We start from the raw sequence: 25,812 nt of genomic DNA, 5'->3' as shown, positions 1-25,812 counted from the left end.
AACTATTCAAACATTCAGACGGTTAAAGTCTGAATGTTTTTTTTCAAGCCAACCGCAGAAAATCCGTGCCTCTTGGAGGCTTGACCAATAAAATCCATCTTTTCAAGGGTGATATTGTTCCTACCCCAACTGAAATTTGTATGACAATTTTCGAATTCAAGAATCATTGCTTCAGCAAAACAAGCAAACATTTCCCTTTTAGGATTGTCCATCTCAGCCAATTCCATCATGCTCCAACCAATATCTTTAAAGAATTGAACTATTCCACCTTTTAAGACATGGATACCAGGTCCTGAAAACTTCTCACCTAAATTTTTAGGATATCCTCCATCAATCATCAAGCAGGGTCGCTTAATTTTGGATGGATCAATTTCTAAGGTTTTAGGCATACTTGCAACCCAAATCACAATATCAGCTTCGGGCAAAGCCTCATCAAGACTAAGAATTCTCCCTCCTCCAAGCTGAGATTGCAGTTCAATCAAAGGTTTTTGCTGCCTAGCTACTAATAGAAGTTCAGAGACACCAGTTCGACTTGTAAGCCATCTACAAACCGCACTACCAATGTCGCCAGTAGCTCCAACAACCGCAACTTTTGATTTACTTAAATCAATTCCTATTCGAGGAGCATTTTGCTCTAACTGCCTACAAATAACCCAAGCAGTATGAGTATTACCAGTAGTAAATCTTTGCCAATCAAGTGTCGTATTTCTCACTTGTTGATTTTGAAGCAAATTAAAATTTTCAAAAATTATTGATGTGAATCCACCAAGAGCTGTAATGCTTATACCTTTCTTTTGCGCTAGCTCCATCGCATTTAAAACTTTTCTTCTCGCAGTTTTGAAGCGGCTTAGCATTTCAGGGACAAAGCATGAATCGATATAAGCGCCTTCGATTGTCTTTCCAATCGCACTGACAATTTTCACATGCTCTACCAACTGAGGAGGAGCAGTACACCAGACATCCAAATCTCCTTCAGCAATATGATCATACCCCAAGTCCAATGCCTTTCGTTTGGCATCTTCAAAACTTGTTGAATGTCCAATTAGCCCAAACATTTGGCAGCAAGCGAGGTCAAAATTGAAACTAAATATTTTTCCAAGATTGAAGGTTAGACCACCAAGGTCAAAAAAAAAGAATTCCTCAAGAACTGAAAGTTCTTGAGGAATAGTTGAAGCTATAAAAATATAATTTTAAGAAACTCTAAATCACTGCTGCAAGAGCCATTCTGGCAATTTCTCTATTGTCAAGACCTATTTCAAGGAGGGAGTCTTGATAAGCAATCATGAATTCCTCCATTAATTCTTCCTTATCCATATGAAGCACTTCAGCGTCATTTGAAACTTCATCCAACATTGATTTTATCAGAGGCAAATTTTCTTTGTTGGCCTTCATAAGATCTTTCTTGACTGTCTTGAGATTAGCTTTGAGCCATTCTTGACCATAATTCAAGTGCAGATATTCATCTTGAACAACACCTTCTGTAATTCTTTTTGCGAAAGGATCTGCAACACGTATGTAAACGTGATAAGCAGATATTGCAAAAGATTCAATCAAAATGCATTGGATAAGAAGACAAGTAGTTGTATCTCCGACTTTGAAAGCCTCTAAAAAATTGTTATGAAGTCTTGAGAAAAAAGTTTTAGCAAAAGGCATATCTGGCTTTACTGCGAGATTTCTTCCACAAGCGCAAAAACCATTCATATGCTTTTTCTCCATCTTCCCTAGTCTCACGAGCTCATCTGCATGCTCAGGGATCAATTTCGCTAGATCTAGAAAATTCGCATAAGCCTCTTGCTCACCTTCAATAACTACTGCATTAATCCTGCTGTAGGCATCTTTGTAGGACTCTGAGGTGAAATCCGGTAGAGAGTCAGCACATAACTCTTCTTTTTCTACGGTTAATTTGTCGGATGCAAGAGCTTGCATAGATCTATTAGAAATTTATCAATCTGAGTGATCTTACAGAATTAAACGCAAAATGGTAGTTCAGTTATCACATCTTAACTGCTAGAAATAGGTCTTTCTGACATAATTGGAGGCCAATCACTCTCTAAAAGGCTTGTAAATAGAGACTTCCAATGATCTATTAGTGCATTTTCCAAAGCGGCACCCAATTCAGAATTTGAAGCACTAGCATCCCCAATAACACCTGATGAGCTCAAATCTTCTGTCAGCCATGCGCATGGTGATGCACCCTCAAGGCTCCATCCTTCAGGGGAAGAACTGCTGTCCTTGTCTATTTCTTTTTTTTCTAGATATGAATCATTTCGGACCAACTCCTGTTCCATGTGCAACATAAGGCTTGTTTCGGCTAAAGCAGCATGTAGTCCTTCCTCAACTTCTTTCTCAGGCAGAAGATCATCTAAGCCCCGAACACCGCTCCAAAGGAAACAAGGCAATACTGCTAAGGACGGACATTGAATTCTTAGTTGCCTTGAAACCGCTTGTAAAAGTCCTATTTGTCCTCCATGTGCATTGAAGAAGACCAATCTATCGAATCCCATTTTAGCTATTTGCTGACCGACATCAGTAACAAGTGAAAGTAAAACATCTGCTGACAAAGATAAAGTTCCTGGGAAAGCTTGATGCTCAGGAGAGAATCCAATTGTCTGGGATGGCATCATCCATATCGGCATTTTTTCTGGCAAACATTCAAGTGTCTTAATTAAAATATTCTCAGCAAAAAAAGTATCAGTAATCAAAGGTAAATGAGGTCCATGTTGTTCACATGCACCAAAAGGCCAAACCAAGGTAGATCCTTTAGCAGAAGCGGCTTTAGATGCCTCAGGCCAGGTCAAATGCTCAAATCGGCGAGTTTGAAAAATGATAGAAATCTCCTAATAATTAAAAAACAACTTACCCTTGACTGTAAGAATGTTTAACTTATTACAAGGGTATTATGGCCGGGTCAGATTCTCAGCCTAAAAAAGCTACTCCCCCCAGGCCGGCAGCAAATGCTCCGCGCAAACCATTACAGGTTATGCACATCAGTCGAAAGACTGAAGAAAAAATAATTGACAAAGGATCAGCTGAGAAAGAAATTTCAGATCAATCTAAAGATAAAAGATTTGATGCAAACGTTTTAGATCAAAAAGAAACTTCTCAGTTAAATAAAGCTCCTTCAATTCCCGCAGACTCTAGCGCCAATCTCAAAACACAGACCATGGAAGATGTTCTGAGATTTGAAAATAGTTCTGACAATAAAAATATTCAGACTTTTGATGATCAAAATATTCTTGACCAAAGAAGTAGAACAGTTGATGAATTTGATTTTGATGAAGACGAATTTTTAGCAGCCTTAGAAGAAAATCAACCAATCGGTACAACTGGAGAAATTGCAAAAGGTTCAGTTATTGCAATTGAAAGTGATGGTATATACGTAGACATTGGTGGAAAAGCACCTGGCTTCATGCCTAAAAATGAATGCGGTCTAGGGGTAATTACGAATTTAAAAGAACGTTTCCCAAAAGGGTTACAAGTCGAAGTTCTTGTTACTAGAGAACAAAATGCAGATGGGATGGTAACAGTTAGTTGTAGGGCATTAGAACTAAGAAAAAGCTGGGAAAAAGTTCAAAACCTTGCAAAAGAAGGAAAAGTTGTTCGAGTTAAAATAAATGGTTTTAACCGTGGTGGTGTTACATGCGACTTCGAAGGTTTAAGAGGCTTTATTCCAAGATCTCAACTTGAAGACGGAGAGAATCATCAATCTCTTGTTTCAAAGACACTCAACACCGCTTTTTTAGAGGTAAATCCAGAGAAAAGAAAACTTGTTCTCTCCGAGAAGAAAGCTGCAATTGCTTCAAGATTTTCTGAATTAGAAATTGGACAATTAATTGAAGGTAAAATCTTAACCATAAAACCCTATGGTTTTTTTGTTGATTTGAAGGGAGTCAGTGGATTATTGCATCATTCAATGGTAACCAATGGAAGCATGAGAAGCCTTGGAGAAGTTTTTCAAACAGGCGAGTCTATTAAGGCTTTGATAACTGATTTAGACCCTTCCCGGGGACGAATTGGATTAAACACAGCTCTTTTGGAAGGTCCTCCAGGAGAACTTATTAGTGACAAAGCAAAAGTAATGGAAGAAGCGGATGAGCGAGCAGTGAAAGCTCGCAATAGCTTGAATAAAGAAAAAGTTGATCCTCAGAAGGAAGAGAAAGGCATCAACTAACCCTCTTAAATTTACAAAGAAAAAAACTTGTGATTGCTTCAAAAAAATCTGATTTAAAAAAAGCAGACTGGGAAATGGACTTTTATTCCCGCCCAATAATTGATGAAAATGGGAAAAAAAGATGGGAATTATTAATCACATCTACAAATAATTTCAAAGCAACGAAAACTTTTAAATGGGAAAAGATATGCCCAGCATCCAGTGTTAATTCTATTTGGTTAAAAGATGCTTTAGACGAAGCTATTGATACAGCTTATTCACAAGGTTGGGATAAACCTTCCGTTATTCGTTGTTGGCGATCCTCTATGAAAACAATGATCAAACGTGCAGCAGATCAAATAGGTATTGAACTTGTTTCTAGCAGAAGAACATATTCATTATTGGAGTGGCTTATTGACAGAGAAAGGAATTTTTATCCCCAGCAAAAAGGCTATATCGGCGTCAATCTTTCTCCTCCTTCAAAACCAATTACAAACCAGGCTATCCCTTTACCAGAAGAGGTAAGAGGTGACTCTTGGAGCTTTGCTTCCCTAACTCTAGATACACTTAGAGAAGCCGATGAATGGGAAATAGAGTTTTCCAATTTAATCCCCATAAAAGATTCAATTAATCAAAATATTTCTATTCCAGGTATTAGACTTTTTAGTCCAAAAAGATCCTTAGCACTTGCAGCTTGGCTTGGGGGACTTGAACCTGCAAAGCTTTTAATCGAAGGGACCCAAATAATATTAGAAGCAGGGCAAGCTGATAGATGGTTGGTAACTGATGTAGAAGAAGAAGCACAAAAGGCTATTGAAAATAATTTTCTAAATACAAAAACAGACGCCGATGGACTTCAATTTATTTCCGTTCAAAAAAGTCCTGAAGAAAATTCTCTAGATGGTTTTTGGATGCTAAAAGATATTGGAGAAATTTAACAACAATATTGAACAAAACTATTGAATTAGGTTAGTCCCCCTTAAGAAATAATTATAAAAAAATGATTTTATCCAGCTGTAAAAATGTTAATTTTTTCAATCTAAACTATTCAAAGAATATGATTTCATACATGCATTCTTCACTAAAAGAACTCGCAATAATGAGCCAGTAAAATCACAAGAGTAGCTAAATCTTACTTCTAAGCTCAATTACCTGAAGCTAAAATATAGTAGCAAAGTAATTCAAGTAAATAATACAGTAACTTCAAAATATAAAATTACTGATTGTTTAATAACATAAGCAAAAAATCAAAGTCTATGGATATATTAAACAGATTACATACCTATACTTATCGCTGATATAAAAAAGGAAGATCGCTGCCTTTCATTTCGGATTTAAAGGTCTTGAAAAGAAAATTATCACAAAAACTTTAAAACGTTTAGAAAAAATAGGATCTCATAAAAACAACTTAATTATTCAAATCACAGGTGAAAATTTAGCGAAGAAAAATTCAAGTATAAAAGCAATTAAAGGAGAAGAAATGATTCCCTTATTCAAAAAAGACTCTAACCCTAATAAAATACTTTTTGACATACAAGGTTCTGCTATCTAACATTATATAAAGAAGTTATTAAACAATATCAAATCAATACAAATAGAATTTGCACATACTCAAACCCAAGACTATTTAATTCTTATAGAAGAGAAAAAAATAATTCAAGACAATGGATCTGCATATATTCATGATCATAGATAAAGATATATATAATTAATTTAGCATTTATTTGTTGCTAATCCTTCATTTATGTATTCCTCGGCGATGTCAATATTGCTATCAAAAGGAATAACTTTAGCCACCAAGACACCATCTACTGAGCCTTTAGGTTTTAAATTTACTTTTGTATGTCTTGGTAGTTGTTTTTTGAGCCAATTAACTGATTTTTCTTCTAAATCAGGGTTGATTTCTGTGCATGCTAATTTCACAGTATAGGTACGATTATGATCACCGATCAGCAACACAGACGAACTTGTAACTTGCAAAATTTCGGCCGCATCAACTTCCAAATAAAAACAAAAAAAAGAAATTAGTAATATTAAAATCTTTGTAAAAAATTTATTCATAAAAAGTTTTTACAATTATTTTTTCATCTCAGGGATACCAACCATTTGGGCGTTACTTTTCCCAGGTGGCACCATAGGATAACAATTTTCACCTTTTCGTACATTTACGTTAACAAGAACTGGGCCTTCACTAGCCAAGGCTTCTTGAAGCTTAGGTATTAGCTGGTCTCTATCAGAAATTACAATCCCCTCAATACCAAAAGCCTTAGATAGAGAAATAAAGTCAGGTTCCCCAACGGACATATTAGATGCTGAATATCGTTCATCATAAAAACTTTCTTGCCATTGCCTAACCATCCCTTGCCAATGATTATTGATAATAATTACTTTTATGTTCAACTTATATTGAGCAATAGTTCCAAGCTCCTGGATATTCATGAGGATACTTGCATCACCGGCGATACAAATTACTTGCTCCTTAGGTAAAGCAACTTTTACTCCCATTGCAGCGGGCATTCCAAAACCCATTGTTCCTAGTCCAGCACTGCTAATCCATTGTCTTGGTCCATTTAACAAGTATTGAGCTGCCCACATCTGATGTTGTCCAACATCAGTTGTAATGAAAGCATCTTGTGCCAACTCTCTTAAAGCAATTAATACTTCCTGTGGATAAATTTCTCCTTCTTTAGGGGGTGTTATCAAAGGAAAATTATTTTTCCAGTTATTAATTTTGTTAAGCCAGTTGGAGGTTCTTGGATTTATTTTTCTTTGATTACTGAGGTCTAATAATTTAACAAGACTAATTCCTACATCTCCTAATACGGAAACTTCAACTACTCTATTTTTATTTATTTCAGCAGGATCAATCTCAAAGTGAATTACTTTTGCCTTAGGAGCAAACGTATCTAGTTTACCTGTAACTCTGTCATCAAATCTTGCTCCAATGGCAATCAACAAATCACATTCAGTCACAGCAAAGTTTGCATAAGCTGTTCCATGCATACCAAGCATCCCAACAGATAAAGGCTCACGTTCATCAAACGCGCCTTTCCCCATCAAAGTTGTTGTTACGGGTATTTGAAATCTATTAGCAATAGCCGCGAGAGTTTCATGTGCCCCCGAAGAAATAACACCCCCTCCAACATAAAGGAGTGGTTGCTCAGCATTTTCAATTAAATCCAGGGCTGCACTTATGGCTTTATGTTCTGGCGCGAATGGTAGTTCAAAGCCTGGTGGCTTTATTGAACCTGGCTCAACAGGAAGATAATTAAACATCTCTTGTCCAACATCTTTTGGTATGTCAATCAAAACAGGGCCGGGTCTGCCCGATGAGGCAATAAGAAAAGCTTGAGCCACAACTCTGGCAATTTCAGATGGATCTCTTACTACCCATGAATGTTTAACAATTGGAAGTGTTATCCCAAAAATATCTGTTTCTTGAAAAGCATCAGTACCTATTGCAGGTCTAGGGACTTGTCCTGTTATCACGACAAGAGGCACAGAATCCATCTGAGCGGTGGCAATTCCTGTTACGAGATTCGTGGCTCCAGGACCGGATGTACCAAAACAAACGCCTACTTTGCCAGTCGCCCTAGCAAAACCATCTGCAGCATGAGTTCCACCTTGCTCATGTCGAACAAGAATATGTTTTAACCACCCCTCTTGCTCTGCTTTAAAAACCGCATCATAAATTGGGAGTATTGCTCCGCCTGGATAGCCAAAAATAGTATCTACTCCATGCCTACGAAGAGAATCCATCAAGGCATCAGCACCTGAGATCTCATTTTGAGTTTGTGATCCTGAATCCCCTATTTGATTGGGCGCAGAAGTCAGGGTCACGGCAAAACAAAAACTAAACTAACAATAAATCTTAGTGTGAATAATTTCAATTAATCTAAATTAAGCAAAGATTTAATTAAATTCTCTAAGTTTTAATAGGAAGCTTACTTATCAAATAAATCAACACAAATAATTATTTTAATTCTTTAGAGCAAACCTATTTGATGTAAAGGTCCACTACCAATTATTAATTCCACCAAAAAACATAGAAAAACAATCATTGCGACTCTTCCATTCCAAACTTCAGAGCTGTTATTCCAACCCCACTGCCATTTCTCCTGAGGATAAAGTTTTACTCTTTCTGGCAATTTTGATGCTTCCTCTAAACTTATCCCCGCACCGTTTAGGCAAGAAGAAACAAGGTCAGCCAATCCTTCAATAAACAAAGGATATATATCAAGCGCTGGAACTCTTTTAAAATTAACAATTCCATTCTTCTCAGCAATTTCTTTGTACTCAATATCAATCTCCTGGAGGGTTTCAATATGCTCACTCACAAAACTTATGGGGACCACAACAAGTTCCTTTATGCCGGATTTGCCTAGTTTTTCTAATACCTCTTCAGTGTATGGTTTTAGCCACTCTTCTGGCCCAACTCTGCTTTGATAAGCAAGTGAGAATGAATTGCTATATCCAAGTGAGTTTTCAAGCTTATCAATAATCAAAAGTGAACAGTTTTGTATTTGATCTTGATAAGGATCACCGGCTTCTTCTACATAGCTTTTAGGAACACCATGTGCAGTAAAAAAAACGTGGGCCCCTTGGGGTAAATCACAAGCCAAGATTTCTTTCTTTATTAATTCAGCCATTGAGGAAACATAGGCTGGATGATCAAACCAGCTACGAATACAACGAATTGATAATTCTGCGAACTCAGAGTCACCATCTTTTAACCTTTTCAATTCTCTAAAACTTGATCCACTTGTACTTATAGAAAAATGCGGATAAAGAGGTAAAACAACAACTTCGCTAACACCATCAGCCTTCATATCCGCTACAGCCGACTCAGTAAATGGATGCCAATACCTCATTGCAACGTATGTTGTAGCGTCTATTCCAATATTTCTAAGATAGCTCTGTAGTTCTCGTGCTTGCTGCTCGGTAATACGACGTAAAGGTGATCCACCTCCTATCGATCTATAAGCCTCTTGTGATTTACTGCTTCTTAATAAGCTTATAAGCCACGCTAGAGGTTTTTGAAAAGAACGAACTGGTAAACGAATTATCTCTGGATCAGAGAATAAATTATACAAAAATGGTCCAACGTCCTTAATCCTCTCTGGACCTCCGAGATTTAATAAGAGGACACCAACCCGAGCCATTTCAGAAAAAACTCCTTATAAAAGGTTATATAAACCCTAATAAAAGTAAAGCTAGCTAAATTTACAGGATCATGGACGAGAATCAAAAGTTACTAGATATCAACCAAGACCTTGAATCAAAGGGAATCAATCTGAGAATTGAGAAAAGGGGTAAAGTTTTAAACATTCGAGGTTCTTTGCCAGATAAGAAATCTCATAATCTTTCCAAAATACAAAGAATAAGTCTTAAACTTCCACACAACATTGATGGTCTAGAAGAGGCTAGAAAAGCTATAGAGTTAATTGATTTTCAACTCAAAAAAAATCAATTTTCCTGGTCTAATTGGATTAAAGAAAAAACCATAACAACAACAAAGACTAATAAATCAGTAGTAAGCAATGAAATAGAAAACTTTAAAAGGCAATTTTTTTCTGACACATCCAGGAGCAAATCACCAGCTGGAATGATCAGCACCTGGCAGTCTGCTTACAAACCATATTTGAACAGATTAATTGGAGAAAGTAATAAATCTGCTTTAAAATTAAACGATGATCTTCTAGTGAAAATCCTTTTAAGTTACAAAAAAAACTCAAGGAGCAGGCAACAATGTGGAATTGCTTTAGGTGCTTTAGCTAGATATCTTAAATTGGAGCTTCCAGAGAACTGGAAACAACTTCAAAGTGGTTATGGAATACACGAGTTTAATTTCAGAGAATTACCAAGTGACGAAGAAATTATTGATAGTTTTAAATTAATACCAAATCCAAAATGGAGATTTGTTTTTGGGCTAATGGCAACCTATGGGCTTAGAAATCATGAAGTCTTTTTTAGTGACTTATCTTGTTTAAAAAAAAGTGGGGATCAAATACTTCGTGTTTTTCCTAACACAAAAACAGGAGAACATCAAGTTTGGCCCTTTCATCCTGAATGGGTTGGCTTATTTGAGCTAGATAACAAAATTAATACTTCAGATTTACTCCCAGATATCCAAACGGATCTCAAGGTGACAACTCTTCAACATATCGGAAGAAGAGTATCTGAACAATTTAGAAGATATAAAATATCATTTACCCCCTATGATTTAAGGCATGCATGGGCAGTAAGGACAATCTTAATAGGCCTACCAAATACCGTAGCTGCAAAAATGATGGGGCACTCAGTCTCAATCCACACAAAAACCTATCATCATTGGATAACAAGAAGAGACCAACAAATTGCTGTTGATAGTGCTCTATCAAAAGTTAAATTTTAACAAGAAGAATAATTAATATTTATAGCCATATCATTTTTAGAAATTATTCTTTTATTAACTTATATAATTTAAGCCAAAGGAATGAAAAATAAGATTTCCGAAGAAGATTTAAAACTTAACAGCCTAGATAAGAGTGCAGAGAAAATAGGAATGGGAGGTAATTTAATACCAAATATAACTGAAGAAAAATATCGAGAAAGGATGCAAAAGAGGAAAGAAGTTCAAACACAAAGATTACAAGAAAGGAATAAAGAAAAAGGTCTTATAATAATCAATACTGGACAAGGCAAAGGTAAAACTACTGCTGCTCTTGGTATGGGATTAAGAGCTATTGGTCATAACCACAAAGTTGCAATCATTCAATTCATTAAGGGTGGGTGGGAACCAGGTGAGACGTTAGCCTTGAAAATATTTGGGGACAAGTTAAAATTTCATGCCTGTGGAGAAGGGTTCACATGGGAAACACAAGATAGAAATAAAGATATAAATTTAGTTAAATCAAGCTGGGAAAAAGCTGTCTCTTATATTAAAAACCCAAATTATAAACTTATAATTTTAGACGAGATTATCGTTGCAATAAAACTTGGATACATAGATGAAGATGAAATTATAAATGGCATAAATTTACGCCCCGAGCTTACACATGTAGTCTTGACGGGGAGAGGTGCTTCAGAAAAATTAATCCATTCAGCTGATCTTGTGACAGAAATGAAATTAATCCACCATCCTTTTAGAGAGCAGGGAATAAAAGCACAAGAAGGAATAGAATATTAGTTTATAATCTTGGAAATATTTCCATCGCAAGGGATCCAATACAGACATAAAGACGTTCCCCCAAGACTTGCTACTGTCAGTTTGTTATGAACTTTTAATGACATACTCTAGAGCACTTATAAAACTCAGTGGTGAAGCTCTTATGGGAGAAAAACCTTATGGAATTGATCCTGAAATAGTTCAATCTATTGCAAAGGATGTTTCAAAAGCGGTTAAAAATGGAACGCAAATAGCAATTGTGGTTGGCGGTGGAAATATTTTTAGAGGTCTAAAAGGATCCGCTGCAGGGATGGACAGAGCCACTGCTGACTATGTAGGAATGCTTGCAACCGTAATGAATGCAATCACACTTCAAGATGGATTAGAAAGAGCTGGAGTGCCCACCAGGGTTCAATCTGCTATTGATATGCAACAGATTGCTGAACCATACATAAGAAGAAGAGCAATAAGACATCTAGAGAAAGGAAGGGTAGTAGTTTTTGGAGGTGGGTGCGGCAATCCATTTTTTACAACTGATACCACTGCTGCTCTTAGGGCCGCTGAAATCAACGCAGAAGTTGTTTTCAAAGCCACGAAAGTTGATGGGGTTTACGATCGAGATCCAAAGAAATTCTCTGATGCTGTCAAATATGACAATCTCACCTTTCAAGATGTATTAACTAACGAAATAGAAGTAATGGATAGCACTGCTATTGCTCTTTGCAAAGATAATAAAATCCCAATAGTTGTTTTTAATATTTTTCAACCTGGGAACATTGCAAAGGCTATTTCTGGCGAACAAATTGGATCAAGAATATCTAATTCAAGTTAAAACTAAATTTTTGAACCTTATTTAATAATCAATTCGCAATAACTTTATCTAAATGTCAAACCAAGAGCTAAAAACCACAATGAGCAAATCTGTTGAAGCAGCTCAAAGAAATTTCAATACAATCAGGACGGGAAGAGCAAATACATCTTTATTAGATAGAATCTCAGTCGAATACTATGGAGCAGATACTCCGCTAAAATCACTAGCAACAATAACTACTCCCGACTCTCAAACGATAGCAATTCAACCTTTCGACTTGGGCTCATTGGCTTCCATTGAAAAATCCATTGCTACAAGTGATCTAGGTTTTACTCCAAACAATGATGGCAAAATAATTCGTATCAATGTTCCACCTTTAACTGAAGAGCGTAGAAAAGAATTTTGCAAACTCGCATCTAAATATGCAGAGGAAGGAAAAGTCGCACTAAGGAATATACGCCGTGACGCAATAGAGAGAGTCAAAAAATCTGAAAAGGATGGTGATCTTTCCGAAGATCAAAGTAGAGATGAACAAGAAACAATTCAAAAAGAGACTGATAATTTTATTAAAGATATTGAAAAAAAACTTTCAGAAAAAGAAGCTGAGATTTTAAAAGTTTGACACTTTTAGATGTTGCCATTATTGGAGGGGGAGCATCAGGCACTACTACAGCATTTCATCTGGCTAGTAAAGGGAAAAAAGTATGTATTCTTGAAAAAAACAATTCCTCTCCAGAGAGAATCTGTGGGGGTGGAATGTCTGCTGCAGTGCAAAATTGGTTTCCGTTTGAACTGTTACCAATAGTTGATGAAGTTATAACAAATGTAGAGTTTAGTTGGTGCAATACCGACAAAGTGGTCGCTGAACTCTCAGGCTCTTCTCCTTTTTGGATAGTTAAACGTGAAAAACTTGATGCATTCTTATTAGATAAAGCACTATCTTCAGGTTGTAATTTATTGACTACTTTTAAAGTAGTCGACCTAAAAAAAGTTTCTAATATTTGGCATATTACCGCTCTTGATGGGAGACAAATAGAGGCAAGAGCAGTTGTTATTGCTGATGGCTCTGAATCACCATGGCCTAAAACTTTTAATTTAGGTCCAAATCAACAAAAATTCGCCTCCACTTTCTCAGGAAGAATTAAAAGGAGGGGAAACTTAGGAAATGAAACTGCTAGATTTGAATTTGGCCTAGTAAAAAATGGTTTTGCATGGGCATTTCCATTAAAAAATGAAGTAAATATTGGTATGGGAACTTTTCTGGATAATACGACTTCAATTCAAGTTAATAAAATACTTCAATCATTTCTGCCTGATTTGGGCTTAGACCCAACTGAAATAATCGGTCATAAAAAAAAATTAAGGATATGGAATAGCCACAGTAAATTAAACGGGGAAGGGATTCTTCTTGTTGGTGATGCCGCCTCATTATGTGATCCCTTTTTAGCAGAGGGATTAAGGCCCGCTTTAATGAGTGGATTTGAAGCTGCAAAAAACCTTATCTATTGGTTAGATGGAGAAGTCAATTGTTTAGATTCATACACGAAAACAATGCAAGAAAAATGGGGAAATTCGATGGCTTGGGGTAAAAGAATTTCTCAAGTTTTTTATCGTTTTCCAAAAGTTGGATATCAATTAGGTGTAAAAAGACCTACTGCTCCAAAAAGGATTGCACAAATTCTTTCTGGTGAGATGAGTTATGAAGACATCGCAAAAAGAGTAATTAAGAGATTACTCTTTCAAAATTCAAGTTCAAAGAGTTAGTGCAATTCCTCTTTCAATCAACTCAAGTCTTTCATTCAATTGATTTTCCAATTTATCAATTGCTTGGCTGAAACCGCTAATTCCTTCATTTAGTTTTTCCGTAGCCATTTTATCTCCGGCCATCATTAGTTCAAAAGCAGTCTGATCTAAATGAATCGTCTCATCAATCACTAAAGGTTTTTGTGCGTTTAACTTGATTGGCAAAACCGAATATGATTCATTAAGTTCCTGAAGCAATTTAGGGGAAATCGTTAACAAATCACATCCTGCAAGCTCAGTTATTTCCTCTATATTCCTGAAACTTGCTCCCATGACTTCTGTTTCATAACCATTTGACTTGAAATAATTAAATATTTTAGTAACAGAAACGACCCCTGGGTCCTCAATTGCTGGATAAGAATCTCTTCCTGTAGCGGATTTATACCAATCTAAAATCCTGCCGACAAAGGGTGAAATAAGAGTTACACCTGCCTCAGCACAAGCAACTGCTTGATAAAAATTAAACAGCAAAGTTAGGTTACAATGAATATTCTCTTTTTCCAGTACCTCAGCAGCTTTTATCCCCTCCCAAGTAGAAGCTATTTTGATTAAAACCCGATCGTTAGTAATGCCATCTTGGTTGTATTTAGAAATTATTTTCCTCGCTTTTGCAATTGTGGCATCAGTATCAAAGCTAAGTCTTGCATCAACCTCTGTTGAAACTCGGCCAGGAATTAATTTCAGAATCTCTTTACCAAATACAACACATAGTTCATCCAAAGCTTCTTTGACAACATTAGCTCTCGAGGCCTTAGCTCCTAGCATTTCTCTTGAAGTGGTTAGCGCTTTGTCAATCAAACTTTGATAAGCAGGTATTTGTGCCGCCGCCAGAATTAAAGAAGGATTTGTTGTCGCGTCTCTAGGTTGAAATTTTTTAATCGCTTCAAGATCACCAGTATCAGCCACTACTACAGTCATTGAAGATAACTGCTTAAGAAGGGATTCCATAATAAAAAACGTCTTGCATAGGAAATAGACTAGCTATATTTTTTTTGGATTTCACCCTTTAATTTGCACTTTTGGAAAAATTTAGCCATCTCTTAGCTTTTGATAGCTAAATATTCTTTTTTAGAAATACTTGGTGGGATTTTTTCAATAACAAGCAAAGTTTCAATAATTTTTTTTGCCACAGGTAGGGCCACAGTTGATCCATAGGCATTTGGCTTTTGGGGTTCATCAATAACTGCTAAAACGACATAGCGGGGATCATCAATAGGAAGACTTGCAACAAAACTGCAAATTTTAGAACTATAATTCAGGCCATCCTGAGATTTTTGTGCCGTTCCTGTTTTTCCTCCAATTCGATAACCAGGAACATTTACCTCAATACCACTTTCATCGTAAAAAGACACAACAGTTTCCATCCAGCCAAGAACAGTATTCGTAACTTCAGGAGATAAAACTTGCTTAGATACAGACGGAGTATTGAAATACGACTCATAATCACCTTTCAGTCCTTTAGTGATGTGAGGGGTAACAAGTTTGCCTCCATTAGCAATCAAAGCATGTAATTGAGCTAGTTTCAGAGGTGTAATAGAAAAACCTTGGCCAAAGGAAGCTACTGCAGGTTCTATAGGGTGATTTACAAAAATCTGCTTTGATTTTATTTGGCCACCTACTGCACCTGGAAGATCAGTTTCTGGTATTTCATCTATCCCTAATCGCCTTAACCATTGCCAGTAATTATTTGCATTCAATTTATTCATAATCTTAACCATAGCGACATTGCTTGAGACTTGTAACACCTCAGGATAAGTAAGTATTCCATTAGGCTTTCGATTCCAATTCGAGAGAGGCCATCCTCCGACCGTAATTAGACCATCATCATTTACTTCTCCATTGGGAGTTATAACTCCCTCTTCCAAAGCCAAGGCTAAATTGATGGGCTTAAAGGTAGACCCAGGTTCAAATAATTCTTGCACAGACCACTCTTTAAAAAGAGATGGCGAATAGTCCCAATACTTATTGGGATCATAAGTTGGGGTTGAAGCCAATGCTAAAAGTTCTCCCGTATTAATATCCATTACGATTACCACGCCTTTTTTTGCATTCCACTCCTTTACTTGCTTGCTTATTTCTTTAACTGCTACTTCTTGGAGCCTTACATCTAAGGTTAACTGGAGATTCAATTGGTCCTCATCAAATACGCCACGCTGAACACCTATAGGCAAAGGTGTTCCATCAGCTCCTCTCCTGATTACACTAGCTTTTTCAAGACGTTTAAGATCTCTATCTAAACTTAATTCGAGTCCAGCCTGAGGCCTTCTATCTAAATCCAAAAAACCAACCACATTCGCAAAAAGTGATCCATGAGGATAAAGCCTTTGAGGATAAACCTCCAAGTCGATACCACTTATTCCAAGTTTCTTAATTGCATTAGCCTGCTCTTGTGTTATCCCCTCTGCAAGTTTTACCCCTGAAGAATAATTTCCTAATTTATTTAAAATCTCATCAACACTTTTGGATAGTGGAGTAGAGAGAATTTTTGCTACTTCAACTGGCTTACGAATGGTTCCATATGAATCACCAGGAAAATTAAAATATCTGGGATGAGCCCAAATCTTAAAACGTTTCTCATCTATTGCGACAAGCTTTCCATTCCTATCAAAAATAGATCGACGGGTTCCTAGAGGGTTCTTTTGTTCCGTTTGAACTTCGCGTGCTAGTGATCTTAATTGATCAGCCTGAAATAGTTGAAGCCAACCTACTCTTAAGAAAAGACCGCCAAGTCCAAAGCATAATAAAGCAAATACAATCCTAAACCTTGACTGAGATAGAGGGGAAAGAGTTTTCGCTTTAAAGGTCTTTCGCTTTTTTTTAGAATTAATTTTTCTCATCGAAATTATTAATAACCTGACTTCATTGGGAAAGCAGATATTTGTGCTAATAACCTGGTTTTTAATGTTTTATCGAATGATTTCTTGGCTTTTTCTGTTTTTGGTCTATCTACATATATTAGATCTTCTGCTTTAGTCGGGACTAAATCTCTAGACAACTTTTGATTTTTCAATAGGTAACCTTCAATAATTGAAGTTGATTCCAATATCCTTCGGTTCAAGTCTCTGGTTTTCTCAAGTTTAGTAAAAGACTTAGTCCACAAATATTGAGAGTGCAGAGCTACTGATGACATGATCGCCACTGTTGTGAGTATTCCTATCAATGCACCATCTAAAACGATATGAAGAGCAGCTTGAACTGGAAATTTTCTTTGAACCTGCTTAGATGAAAAAACACTGTTTAACAATCCTTTGGGCAACTTCTTTTTTTGAAATTGTCCTACTTTTTGTTTATATAGAGTATGACTAACCAAATCAAACTTCGAAAGTAATCCAAGTCAAACACCTTGATCAAGCAACTGCAAGAGCTGAAATAATGATGTTTTATTTATTTAATATCAAGCTACTAATAATAAGCTAATAAAAGTGACTCCATTCCAAAGAGAATGCATAAGAGCACAAGGGAACAACCTTCCTGAACTCAATCTCATTAAACCGAGACCAATCCCTAAAACAAATAAAGGAGGTAATTCTCCTACACTTAAATGAGCTAAAGCAAAGATCAAGGCACTCAATAAAACACCGCTGATTTTGCCAACTTTGGATACCAATACAGGCAGAAGAATACCTCTAAAAACTAATTCTTCAAAAACAGGAGCCAAAACAACCGTTGTAATCAAAAGTAAAAACAATGGGAAAATTTCATCACTGCTTAAAACAAGTTCCAACAAAGGATTACTACCACCCTGGTCACCTATAATCTCATTCATTAGCCACCCAATAAATAGCACTAAAGGCATAATCATTAACCATCCACTTATAGATTTAAAAAGTCCTTCTTTAATTGGTTTGATCTTCCATTGCAACCATCCTCCATCTATTCCCGTGGGAACTAGACCCATTAATTGATATCGAATAATAAATAAAGGACCTATAGTCATTGAACAGTAACCAATAAATACTCTTAAAGATTGTTTTAATGGAGAGGATAAATTATTAAATAATAAATCAGTTATTGGTATTACTAGTGCAGGAAAAACGACTTCACCTATTACAACGAAACCACCAGAAACAAGTAGAATCATATCTAGGAATGATAGAGGTGGAGCTATAATTTCTGGCCAGGGAGTATTTTTATTTCTTAAGAAAATAAAAGCATACCTAATTAGTAATATACTCCCTACAAAGGAAGCAAAAAGTGGTAAAAATTGTGAAGTTAAAAGTCTTATAGCAGCTATTGAGTTATATTTTTCATCAATACATTTTCCATCCGAGAATCCGAGAGTAGAGCATGAAATTTGGTAAAGTAAAGGGTCTAATTTAATCTCATTAAATTCAGGAAATTTATTTACTTCTTTTCCTTCTTGTCTATCCAATGTATAGTTTCGAACAGTTTCAAAGTTTTTATCCTTAAAATTTTTCGTCAGGATTAATTTTTTCTCATCCTCAGACTCTTCCAGCATTGCCAATAACAGCCTCTGCCTATCCTCAAGTTGTTCTAAAGGAATCTCTCGAAGAGCTTGATATAGTTTTTCTTGAGGTTCTGATCCTAAAAATACATTTTGTATTTTTTCAGGTATGGATGAAGAAGCTGAAACTGCCATCTCAGTTTGCATCAATGAAATCTTTGGAGCGACGGAAGGTCGCTCAAAGCTTTCTTGCAAACCTTGCCGCCATATCAGAATAGTTAAAAGTAATGAAAACAGAGCTACAGCCCATTTCCACCAAGTTTTGGCTTGTCTCATAAAATCAATTTGTGACGACTGACATGGAGAAAGACTTCTATCTTTACCAAAAGAACATTAGATTGCCTTCATGGCTAATACCATAATTATTTAGAAGACACTTTATTTAATGACATTGCGTCTAATTTTTGTCCGTCATGGATTGAGTAGTTTTAACAAGGAAGGGCGTATTCAAGGAAGAAACGACCTTTCAAAATTAACTAAAGAAGGTCAATTACAAGCAGAGGCTGCTGGAAAAACAATTTCCTCTATTCCAATAGATGCAATTTATAGTTCCCCTCTGCAAAGAGCCTCAGAAACCACAAAAATCATTATCGAACAACATCAAAGAGACCTTCAAGCAATTTATACGGACGAACTATTAGAGGTTGACCTTGGGCCTTGGAGCGGTTTAACAAAAAATGAAATAAAAAACGATTTTCCACAAGAGCTTTCTGTTTGGCAAAAAGAGCCAAATGAACTAACCATTAATAAAGACGACGGTACAAAGTTTCAGCCAATTAAAGAACTCTTATATCAAGCTGAACATTTTTTAAAGTACTTATTTAATACCTATTCAGGCTCTAAAAAAACTATTTTGATAGTTGCCCATAATGCAATTCTCAGATGCTTGATACTTAAATTAATTAATGAGCCATCAAAAGGATTTAGAAGATTGAAGTTAGACAATACCTCAATCTCCATTTTTAATATTACTTTTAATAATTGGGAAGATAGACAAGTCCAAATTCAATGTCTCAATAATATCGCTCATTTACACCCTAACATTCCCAAAAAAGGTAGAAAAAAAAGAATTATTTTAGTCAGGCATGGTGAAACAGATTGGAATAAACAGGGGCGATTCCAAGGACAAATTGATATTCCCTTAAATCAAAATGGGAAATTTCAAGCCAAGGCGGCGAGCGCATTTTTAAAAAATAGTATTATACAAAAAGCTTTTAGTAGTTCGCTATCAAGGCCAAAAGAAACAGCACAGATAATTCTAAATGAACATCCCGGAGTCGAAATTTCTCTTAAAGATAGCCTCAAAGAGATCGGTCACGGTAAATGGGAAGGGAAGTTGGAGTCTGAAATCAGTTCCGACTGGCCTGATCTTCTTAAAACATGGAAAACCTCTCCTGAAAAAGTTCAAATGCCAGATGGAGAAAATATAAACGAAGTCTCAATCAGATCAATTAGTGGTTGGAATGAGATCTGCAAAGATCTAAAGAACGAAGAAACTGCATTGGTTGTGGCTCATGATGCAGTTAACAAAACCATTCTTTGTCATCTTTTAGGATTGATGCCATCAAAAATTTGGATGATAAAACAAGGTAATGGTGGCATTACAGTCATTGATCTCTCAGAAGAAGAAGGCCAACCAGCTCAAATCACCTGCCTAAATATCACTTCACATTTGGGAGGGATTATCGACTCAACCGCTGCCGGAGCACTGTAATTTATGACTAGTAGTTATTTCTTTGAAAATATTCAAATCCTTGAACAGGCTGGATCATCTTTAAAAAGAGAACCTGTTTTAATCAAAGATGGTGTGATTAAAGCATTCGGCAAAAAGGCTCTTCACAATGCAAAACTTTTAGGAATCAAGCCTCGGCAAGCCAAAAATATGCTTTTAGCCCCTTGTCTTGTTGATCCTCATTCATTTTTGGAATCTCCTTTTCATGGTAAAGAAGAAAATATCTACACACTTATAGAAAAAGCAACATTCTCTGGTTATGGCCAGTTAGGTATCCTCCCTAGAGGTGATTTATGGAGAGATCACATTGAGTCGATCATTTCTTTAAAGGCTATCAAAAGTGAGGTTTTAATACACTTATGGGGAGGCTTTAGTCTGGGCGGAAAGGGAGTTAACTTTTCAAAACATTCTGAGATACTACAAAATGGAGCCATAGGGTTAAGTGATGACGATTTCATGCCTCCTATAGAGCTTCTTAAGCAAGGTTTTTCAATTGGAGAGATGAAAAAATCCCCTGTGCTTCTTGCACCAAGAGATAAATCACTGCAAGCAGGAGGAATGTCTAGACAAAGTGTATATACACTTAGAGCAGGCTGGCCTCTTGATCCTGTTGAAAGCGAAACCATCCCTCTAGTCCAATTACTTGAACTTCATAAGCAATATCCTGAAATTTCACTAAGGCTAATGAACATTTCAACAGCTGAAGGGGTTGCAATACTTAAGAATGCACCCTCAAAGCCAATGGCAACTATTTTTTGGTGGCATTTAGTCAATGACAACTCAAGTCTTTCTCCTTTTGATACTGGATGGAGTGTAACGCCTTCGTTAGGATCCCCCATAGATAGAGCCTCACTCATAGAGGGTTTAGAGGAAAATGTTTTAGCAGCAATATCTGTTCACTCCACTCCCACAGATGACTCCGAGACCAAATTACCTGCAAACAAAAGAAAAAAAGGAATCAGTTGCTATAACCTTGTTCTACCCTTGCTTTGGGATCAATTAGTTAGAAAATCAGGATGGGAAGTGGAGAAATTATGGGAGAAAATTAGCTTTGGGCCCTCTAAATTCTTGAACCAAGCTGAGGAAAAATTAAGTTTAAATAGTAACCGTTGGTTATTATTTGACCCCGACAAAGAATGGTACCAATCTAATGAAGAAAAAATTTTAACTACAGCAACCAATCAGCCGCTAAAAGACAAAAAAATATTAGGGAAAGTTATAGATTGTGGGCTTATTAATCAAGCTTACCAAAACGACTAACAGGCCAAAAACGCCAGGTTGCTTTTCCAATTATTTCTGTCTGGGGTAAGAACCCCCCTGCTGGCCAAAAACGACTATCCCAGCTATTAGCTCTGTTATCGCCCAATACAAACACATGTCCTTTGGGAACAGTTGTAGTCATGGAGCGACATAGATTAAATTTAGGTTTGCTTGGGCAGAACGATTCAACATATGGTTCGTTGATTGATCTACTGTTCAAAACAATTTCTCCCTTATCATTAATCAAAAGACGATCTCCTCCTACAGCAACTACCCTTTTGATATATGCATCACAAGCACGATCAGAGAGAGTGGGGATCCAGGAAATCAAGGGGAAGGTCCTTAATGAGCATTCAAGTTTAGACGGAAGTTGTTTCTTTCTATTAGATATCAATATCTCATCAAAGGAATATGGTGAGTTAAAAACTACTATTTCTCCTCGGGAAGGAGACCGTTTGCGCAAAGAAAGTTTTTCAATAATTAGTCGATCATTCACTTTCAATCCTGGCAGCATCGAGCCCGAGGGAATATATCTAGCTTCTGCTATAAAATGACGAAAACCTACATATAAAAGAACAGTTAAAGATATAGGTCCCCAAGTATCAAAAAAGGCGTACCACCAACAATTTTTAGTTTCCTTGCTTGAGTCTGAATTGTTATCTTGCACTTGTTTCTCAAAAATAAATATATAGTTTACTTTATTTGTAAAGACTACTTATTTTCAGTCAATGACAGTCCTCATGTGAATTTCAAAGTAATTTTTCAGCCCACTTTTCTTCTTTGAATCCTACTAAAAAGCATTTACTGGACTTATATAAAAATGGTCTCTTTATCAATCTAGGTTCCATACAAAGTTGATCAAACAATTCATTATCAGTCATTTTTTTAACAACATCCGAACCAATAGAGCGATATATAACCCCACTTGTATTTATAAGATATTTTCTATGACCATATAGTTCACTTGCTGAGATAAACATTTCTTTAGACGGGGGAGATTTTAAAAGATCAATTAACTCAAAGGCAATTTCATTGTTATTAAGCCACTTAATCGCTCTGCGACATGTTGAGCATGAGGAATAACTAAATAATTTCAAGTTTTAGAGGCGTATTAAAAACTATTTTATCCAGATAGTAAGTCTAAAATAGTTATTTACGCGTCATATCAGATTGATGTGCTTCTATACAGCTGTTTAATAAGTCATCAACAGCATCGTAGTCTCTCCATCCGTCTATTACGATAACCCTTCCTTCTAAACTTTTGTAAGTTCTAAAAAACTCAGCCACATCCTCCAATTGGTTCTGAGCTATTTGCTTGATAGTATTAATCTCTCTTTGTCTTGGATCTGCAGTAGGTACACATAAAAGTTTGCCATCGTAAGCCCCTGAATCATGCATATCAAGAACTCCTATAGGTCTTGCCTTTATCAAGCAACCTGCGAAAGTTGGTTCTTCCATAACGACCATTGCATCAAGGGGTGCTCCATCCTCAGCAAGAGTATTTGGAATAAATCCATAATCAAATGGATATCTCACTGAAGAGTGCAACACTCTATCAAGAGCCATAATCCCTGCAGAGCTGAAATATTCGTATTTATTTCTACTGCCAGCAGGAATCTCGACAACAAGATTTACTAATCCAGGCGAGGGTGATGGAGGCAGATCACTCAGGTCCATTTTGATTTATTGAGGTCGGTAAGCTTTTCGTTGTCTCTGGTCTTTCACTAATGACAGCAAGTAATGGTATTCCAAGCATTACAAATACTATTGCTAAACCAATTAAAGAAGTTGAGGTGCTATTAAAACTATAAGGATCTTCATCATTAGAAGATAATTGATCTGTTTCTTTGTTTAGCAATGGAGGATCTAGGTCAGAAGATTGCTTATCAATTAAATGTGGTTCTAAATCCATTTAAAATTAAGAATAGATAAACCATTAGTCGAATGTGAGAAAATCAATTAACAGAAAAAAATTTAAATTATATAGATATTATCCCACATCTAAGAATAACTAAGCAGCCTTTCTATCAGTATCCTGTAAATGATTCGGAATAGCATGATTATTATCAGATTGTCCATCAAGTTTATTTCTTATCAATCTCAACTCATCAAGTATTGCATTTAAAATATTTTGAGTTTCGGATGATGGTGTATTAAATATTTCTACAGTTACTTCTTTAATTCTGAGTATGTCTTTTGCAAATCTAGCAACTTCATTGGGATGAAAAAGCAATTGATCTTTTTGATCACTTCTAAATTCAGTATTTAGTTTTCTAGGATTAAATGGAGGGTTTAAATTTCTAGTGTCAGTGTTTGTATATCTATATACAGAAGCTCTAGATCTATTTAATGTTTTCTGGACTTCATCAATAGTCAATAATGAATCACTTGGGGTAGAAGCTGTATTAAATCCTTTACCTAAAGACTCCTCGGATCTTCCATTTGTTCCTGAATTTACTGACCCGTTAAACATTGCGAAAGAAAGCTTCTAGAAAACATGAGAGGAAGTTAGCAGAGGAATCAAATTAACACCATGTACATTTAGACACTTTAAAAAAACAACATGATTCCCGCACAATTAATATAGATATTCTTACGGTCATCGCTCAAAGTACTAGTCTCATAAAGATTTAAATTTTAGGCTTATGCGCGTCTCCCGCCTAATGCTGATCACTCTCAGAGACGTCCCTGCTGAAGCCAATATAATTTCGCATCAGTTATTGATAAGAGGCGGTTTCATTAAACGCTTAGCTGGAGGTATTTATGCTTACATGCCATTGCTGTGGAGGGTTATAAAAAAAATAAGCTTAATTGTTGAAGAAGAGTTATCGGCGAAAGGTTGCCTTCAAGCGCTTCTCCCTCAACTTCAGCCATCGGAAATATGGGAAAAAAGCGGAAGGTGGAAATCATATACAGAAGGAGAAGGTATTATGTTTAGCCTTAAAGATAGACAGGACAAAGAATTTGGACTAGGACCAACTCATGAGGAAGTAATTACTCAAATAATTTCTCAAACTATTCACTCCTACAAACAATTACCAATCAATATATTCCAAATTCAAACAAAATTTAGAGATGAAATAAGGCCAAGATTTGGATTAATGAGAAGTAGAGAATTCATTATGAAGGATGCTTACTCCTTTCATGAAAATGAGAGTAATCTTCAATTAACTTATTCTGAGATGAAAAATGCCTATAAAAATATATTTACTAAATGTGGTCTAGATTTTGTTTGTGTCGATGCAGATAGTGGGGCTATCGGAGGTGCAGCATCTCAAGAATTCATGGTTACGGCAGAATCTGGAGAAGATTTAATTTTAATAAGTTCTGATGGTAAATATGGGGCCAATCAAGAAAAAGCTGTATCCATTATCGAAAAAGGAGAGTTACTAGAACCAAACAAACCATCTATAATTAAGACCCCTAATCAAAAAACCATAGAGGAATTGTGCAACCACAACAATTTCCACCCAAGTCAAATTATAAAAGTATTATTTTATCTAGCGACATGTGATAATGAAAAGCAATATCCAGTGCTAGTTAGTATTAGGGGGGATCAAGAAGTAAATGATATTAAACTTTTAAACGAAATATCTAAAAACTTACAACAAAATATAATAGAGATTAAAATCATTTCAAACGAAGATATACAGAAGCAAAGTATAACTAATATTCCATTCGGATTTATAGGACCTGATCTTAGTGACAAGATATTATCTAAAGCAGAAAGGTGGGAAAGAAAATTTATAAGAATTTCTGACAATTCCATAAAAGATCTTAAAAGTTTTATATGTGGAAATAATATCAAAGACGAACATAAAATATTTTATAATTGGGATTTAATTAATACTCAACAGCTGATATGTGATATAAGAAAAGCTAAACCAGGAGACATGTGTGTCCATGACAAAACACAAACATTAAAAGAATGTAGAGGCATAGAAATAGGTCATATATTTCAATTAGGAAAAAAGTATTCAAAATCATTAAATGCAACTTTCACCAACGATGAAGGTATAGAAGAACACTTTTGGATGGGGTGCTATGGAATTGGTATATCCAGACTAGCGCAAGCTGCAGTAGAGCAAAATCACGATGATTCAGGTATTATTTGGCCAGTATCAATTGCCCCATTTGAAGCAATAATAATTATTGCCAACATGAAAAATACCGAACAAACATGCTTAGCAGAAGAGATCTATCAAAAATTAATAAAAAATCGAGTTGATGCTTTACTTGACGATAGGGACGAGAGAGCTGGCATAAAGTTTAAAGACGCAGACCTTATTGGTATCCCGTGGAGAATTGTTGTTGGTAGAGAAGCCAGTTCTGGACTAGTCGAGTTACACAACAGAAGAACTAAAACTACAGAGTCATTAGATTTAAATACGGTTTTTAAAAAACTTTCTGAAGAATTAAATACTAAAAAACTATAAATTCAGCC

The 25,812-nt window shown here is 36.0% G+C and carries 26 protein-coding genes; 11 read left to right on the top strand and 15 right to left on the bottom strand.

Annotated features, from left to right (window positions below):
* Nucleotides 1-14: 14 nt before the first annotated feature.
* The 3 genes from AC6EI0_RS10755 to AC6EI0_RS10745 form a co-directional block, all read right to left on the bottom strand.
* Nucleotides 15-1,055 (bottom strand): long-chain acyl-[acyl-carrier-protein] reductase, encoded by a 1,041-nt coding sequence (locus AC6EI0_RS10755; protein WP_498522491.1) that lies wholly within the window; start codon nt 1,053-1,055, stop codon nt 15-17.
* A gap of 145 nt (nt 1,056-1,200) precedes the next feature.
* Nucleotides 1,201-1,926 (bottom strand): aldehyde oxygenase (deformylating), encoded by a 726-nt coding sequence (locus tag AC6EI0_RS10750; protein ID WP_498522490.1) that lies wholly within the window; start codon nt 1,924-1,926, stop codon nt 1,201-1,203.
* A gap of 74 nt (nt 1,927-2,000) precedes the next feature.
* A complete protein-coding gene (locus AC6EI0_RS10745) occupies nt 2,001-2,798 on the bottom strand; it encodes a creatininase family protein (protein ID WP_498522489.1) in 798 nt (265 codons plus the stop codon).
* Nucleotides 2,799-2,899: 101 nt separating this feature from the next.
* Between AC6EI0_RS10745 and AC6EI0_RS10740 the strand changes: the two genes are divergently transcribed.
* The 3 genes from AC6EI0_RS10740 to AC6EI0_RS10730 all read left to right on the top strand — a co-directional run bounded on the left by AC6EI0_RS10740 (nt 2,900) and on the right by AC6EI0_RS10730 (nt 5,836).
* The gene (locus AC6EI0_RS10740; RefSeq protein ID WP_498522488.1) at nt 2,900-4,171 is read left to right on the top strand and encodes a S1 RNA-binding domain-containing protein; all 1,272 of its coding nucleotides are present in this window, start codon (nt 2,900-2,902) and stop codon (nt 4,169-4,171) included.
* Nucleotides 4,172-4,200: 29 nt separating this feature from the next.
* Nucleotides 4,201-5,088 (top strand): Tab2 family RNA-binding protein, encoded by an 888-nt coding sequence (locus AC6EI0_RS10735; protein ID WP_498522487.1) that lies wholly within the window; start codon nt 4,201-4,203, stop codon nt 5,086-5,088.
* Between the two features lie 631 nt (nt 5,089-5,719).
* Nucleotides 5,720-5,836 (top strand): hypothetical protein, encoded by a 117-nt coding sequence (locus AC6EI0_RS10730; RefSeq protein ID WP_498523544.1) that lies wholly within the window; start codon nt 5,720-5,722, stop codon nt 5,834-5,836.
* A gap of 27 nt (nt 5,837-5,863) precedes the next feature.
* Here the strand turns inward: AC6EI0_RS10730 and AC6EI0_RS10725 are convergent, their stop codons facing one another.
* From AC6EI0_RS10725 to hemH, 3 genes are all read right to left on the bottom strand, one after another.
* The gene (locus AC6EI0_RS10725; RefSeq protein ID WP_498522486.1) at nt 5,864-6,073 is read right to left on the bottom strand and encodes a hypothetical protein; all 210 of its coding nucleotides are present in this window, start codon (nt 6,071-6,073) and stop codon (nt 5,864-5,866) included.
* Between the two features lie 153 nt (nt 6,074-6,226).
* Nucleotides 6,227-7,990: a biosynthetic-type acetolactate synthase large subunit gene (gene ilvB / locus AC6EI0_RS10720; RefSeq protein WP_498522485.1), complete on the bottom strand. Its 1,764-nt coding sequence runs from the start codon at nt 7,988-7,990 to the stop codon at nt 6,227-6,229.
* A 146-nt stretch (nt 7,991-8,136) separates the two neighbouring features.
* Nucleotides 8,137-9,312, bottom strand: a complete 1,176-nt coding sequence (gene hemH / locus AC6EI0_RS10715; protein ID WP_498522484.1) for a ferrochelatase — start codon at nt 9,310-9,312, stop codon at nt 8,137-8,139.
* Nucleotides 9,313-9,383: 71 nt separating this feature from the next.
* Between hemH and AC6EI0_RS10710 the strand changes: the two genes are divergently transcribed.
* The 5 genes from AC6EI0_RS10710 (at nt 9,384) to AC6EI0_RS10690 (ending at nt 13,872) form a co-directional block, all read left to right on the top strand.
* The gene (locus tag AC6EI0_RS10710; RefSeq protein ID WP_498522483.1) at nt 9,384-10,544 is read left to right on the top strand and encodes a site-specific integrase; all 1,161 of its coding nucleotides are present in this window, start codon (nt 9,384-9,386) and stop codon (nt 10,542-10,544) included.
* An 81-nt stretch (nt 10,545-10,625) separates the two neighbouring features.
* A complete protein-coding gene (gene cobO / locus AC6EI0_RS10705) occupies nt 10,626-11,318 on the top strand; it encodes a cob(I)yrinic acid a,c-diamide adenosyltransferase (RefSeq protein ID WP_498522482.1) in 693 nt (230 codons plus the stop codon).
* 97 nt (nt 11,319-11,415) lie between these two features.
* Complete coding sequence (gene pyrH / locus AC6EI0_RS10700) at nt 11,416-12,129, top strand: UMP kinase (protein WP_498522481.1); 714 nt, start codon at nt 11,416-11,418, stop codon at nt 12,127-12,129.
* Between the two features lie 52 nt (nt 12,130-12,181).
* On the top strand, nt 12,182-12,730 hold the full coding sequence (gene frr / locus AC6EI0_RS10695) for a ribosome recycling factor (RefSeq protein ID WP_498522480.1): 549 nt from the start codon (nt 12,182-12,184) through the stop codon (nt 12,728-12,730).
* Nucleotides 12,727-13,872 (top strand): NAD(P)/FAD-dependent oxidoreductase, encoded by a 1,146-nt coding sequence (locus tag AC6EI0_RS10690; protein ID WP_498522479.1) that lies wholly within the window; start codon nt 12,727-12,729, stop codon nt 13,870-13,872. The genes frr and AC6EI0_RS10690 overlap by 4 nt, the downstream gene beginning before the upstream one ends.
* On the opposite strand, the gene AC6EI0_RS10685 is transcribed toward AC6EI0_RS10690, so the two are convergent.
* From AC6EI0_RS10685 to AC6EI0_RS10670, 4 genes are all read right to left on the bottom strand, one after another.
* The gene (locus AC6EI0_RS10685) at nt 13,861-14,859 is read right to left on the bottom strand and encodes a transaldolase (RefSeq protein WP_498522478.1); all 999 of its coding nucleotides are present in this window, start codon (nt 14,857-14,859) and stop codon (nt 13,861-13,863) included. The two genes, AC6EI0_RS10690 and AC6EI0_RS10685, sit on opposite strands and share 12 nt — an antisense overlap.
* 92 nt (nt 14,860-14,951) lie before the next feature.
* Nucleotides 14,952-16,748, bottom strand: a complete 1,797-nt coding sequence (locus AC6EI0_RS10680) for a peptidoglycan D,D-transpeptidase FtsI family protein (protein WP_498522477.1) — start codon at nt 16,746-16,748, stop codon at nt 14,952-14,954.
* Nucleotides 16,749-16,756: 8 nt separating this feature from the next.
* Nucleotides 16,757-17,155, bottom strand: a complete 399-nt coding sequence (locus AC6EI0_RS10675) for a hypothetical protein (protein ID WP_498522476.1) — start codon at nt 17,153-17,155, stop codon at nt 16,757-16,759.
* 150 nt (nt 17,156-17,305) lie between these two features.
* Complete coding sequence (locus AC6EI0_RS10670) at nt 17,306-18,652, bottom strand: CPBP family intramembrane glutamic endopeptidase (protein WP_498522475.1); 1,347 nt, start codon at nt 18,650-18,652, stop codon at nt 17,306-17,308.
* A 109-nt stretch (nt 18,653-18,761) separates the two neighbouring features.
* Between AC6EI0_RS10670 and AC6EI0_RS10665 the strand changes: the two genes are divergently transcribed.
* Nucleotides 18,762-20,090, top strand: coding sequence for a histidine phosphatase family protein (locus AC6EI0_RS10665; RefSeq protein WP_498522474.1), 1,329 nt, complete (start codon nt 18,762-18,764; stop codon nt 20,088-20,090).
* Between the two features lie 3 nt (nt 20,091-20,093).
* On the top strand, nt 20,094-21,368 hold the full coding sequence (locus AC6EI0_RS10660) for an amidohydrolase family protein (RefSeq protein ID WP_498522473.1): 1,275 nt from the start codon (nt 20,094-20,096) through the stop codon (nt 21,366-21,368).
* Here AC6EI0_RS10660 and lepB read toward each other — a convergent pair.
* The 5 genes from lepB to AC6EI0_RS10635 all read right to left on the bottom strand — a co-directional run bounded on the left by lepB (nt 21,343) and on the right by AC6EI0_RS10635 (nt 23,841).
* Entirely contained in the window at nt 21,343-21,957 is a 615-nt protein-coding gene (lepB, locus tag AC6EI0_RS10655) for a signal peptidase I (protein WP_498523543.1), read from the bottom strand. The genes AC6EI0_RS10660 and lepB overlap by 26 nt on opposite strands.
* A 160-nt stretch (nt 21,958-22,117) precedes the next feature.
* A complete protein-coding gene (locus AC6EI0_RS10650) occupies nt 22,118-22,465 on the bottom strand; it encodes a Spx/MgsR family RNA polymerase-binding regulatory protein (RefSeq protein ID WP_498522472.1) in 348 nt (115 codons plus the stop codon).
* A gap of 52 nt (nt 22,466-22,517) precedes the next feature.
* The gene (locus tag AC6EI0_RS10645) at nt 22,518-23,045 is read right to left on the bottom strand and encodes an inorganic diphosphatase (RefSeq protein ID WP_498520573.1); all 528 of its coding nucleotides are present in this window, start codon (nt 23,043-23,045) and stop codon (nt 22,518-22,520) included.
* On the bottom strand, nt 23,032-23,280 hold the full coding sequence (locus tag AC6EI0_RS10640; protein WP_498522471.1) for a hypothetical protein: 249 nt from the start codon (nt 23,278-23,280) through the stop codon (nt 23,032-23,034). The genes AC6EI0_RS10645 and AC6EI0_RS10640 overlap by 14 nt, the downstream gene beginning before the upstream one ends.
* Nucleotides 23,281-23,379: 99 nt before the next feature.
* Nucleotides 23,380-23,841 (bottom strand): DUF8631 domain-containing protein, encoded by a 462-nt coding sequence (locus AC6EI0_RS10635; RefSeq protein WP_498522470.1) that lies wholly within the window; start codon nt 23,839-23,841, stop codon nt 23,380-23,382.
* Nucleotides 23,842-24,013: 172 nt separating this feature from the next.
* Between AC6EI0_RS10635 and AC6EI0_RS10630 the strand changes: the two genes are divergently transcribed.
* A complete protein-coding gene (locus AC6EI0_RS10630; protein WP_498522469.1) occupies nt 24,014-25,804 on the top strand; it encodes a proline--tRNA ligase in 1,791 nt (596 codons plus the stop codon).
* Nucleotides 25,805-25,812: the final 8 nt, after the last annotated feature.

It is taken from the genome of Prochlorococcus sp. G5PB11 (assembly GCF_059772425.1).
The sequence above is the reverse complement of the archived record's forward strand: the minus strand, read 5'-3'. Positions and strand labels throughout refer to the sequence as shown.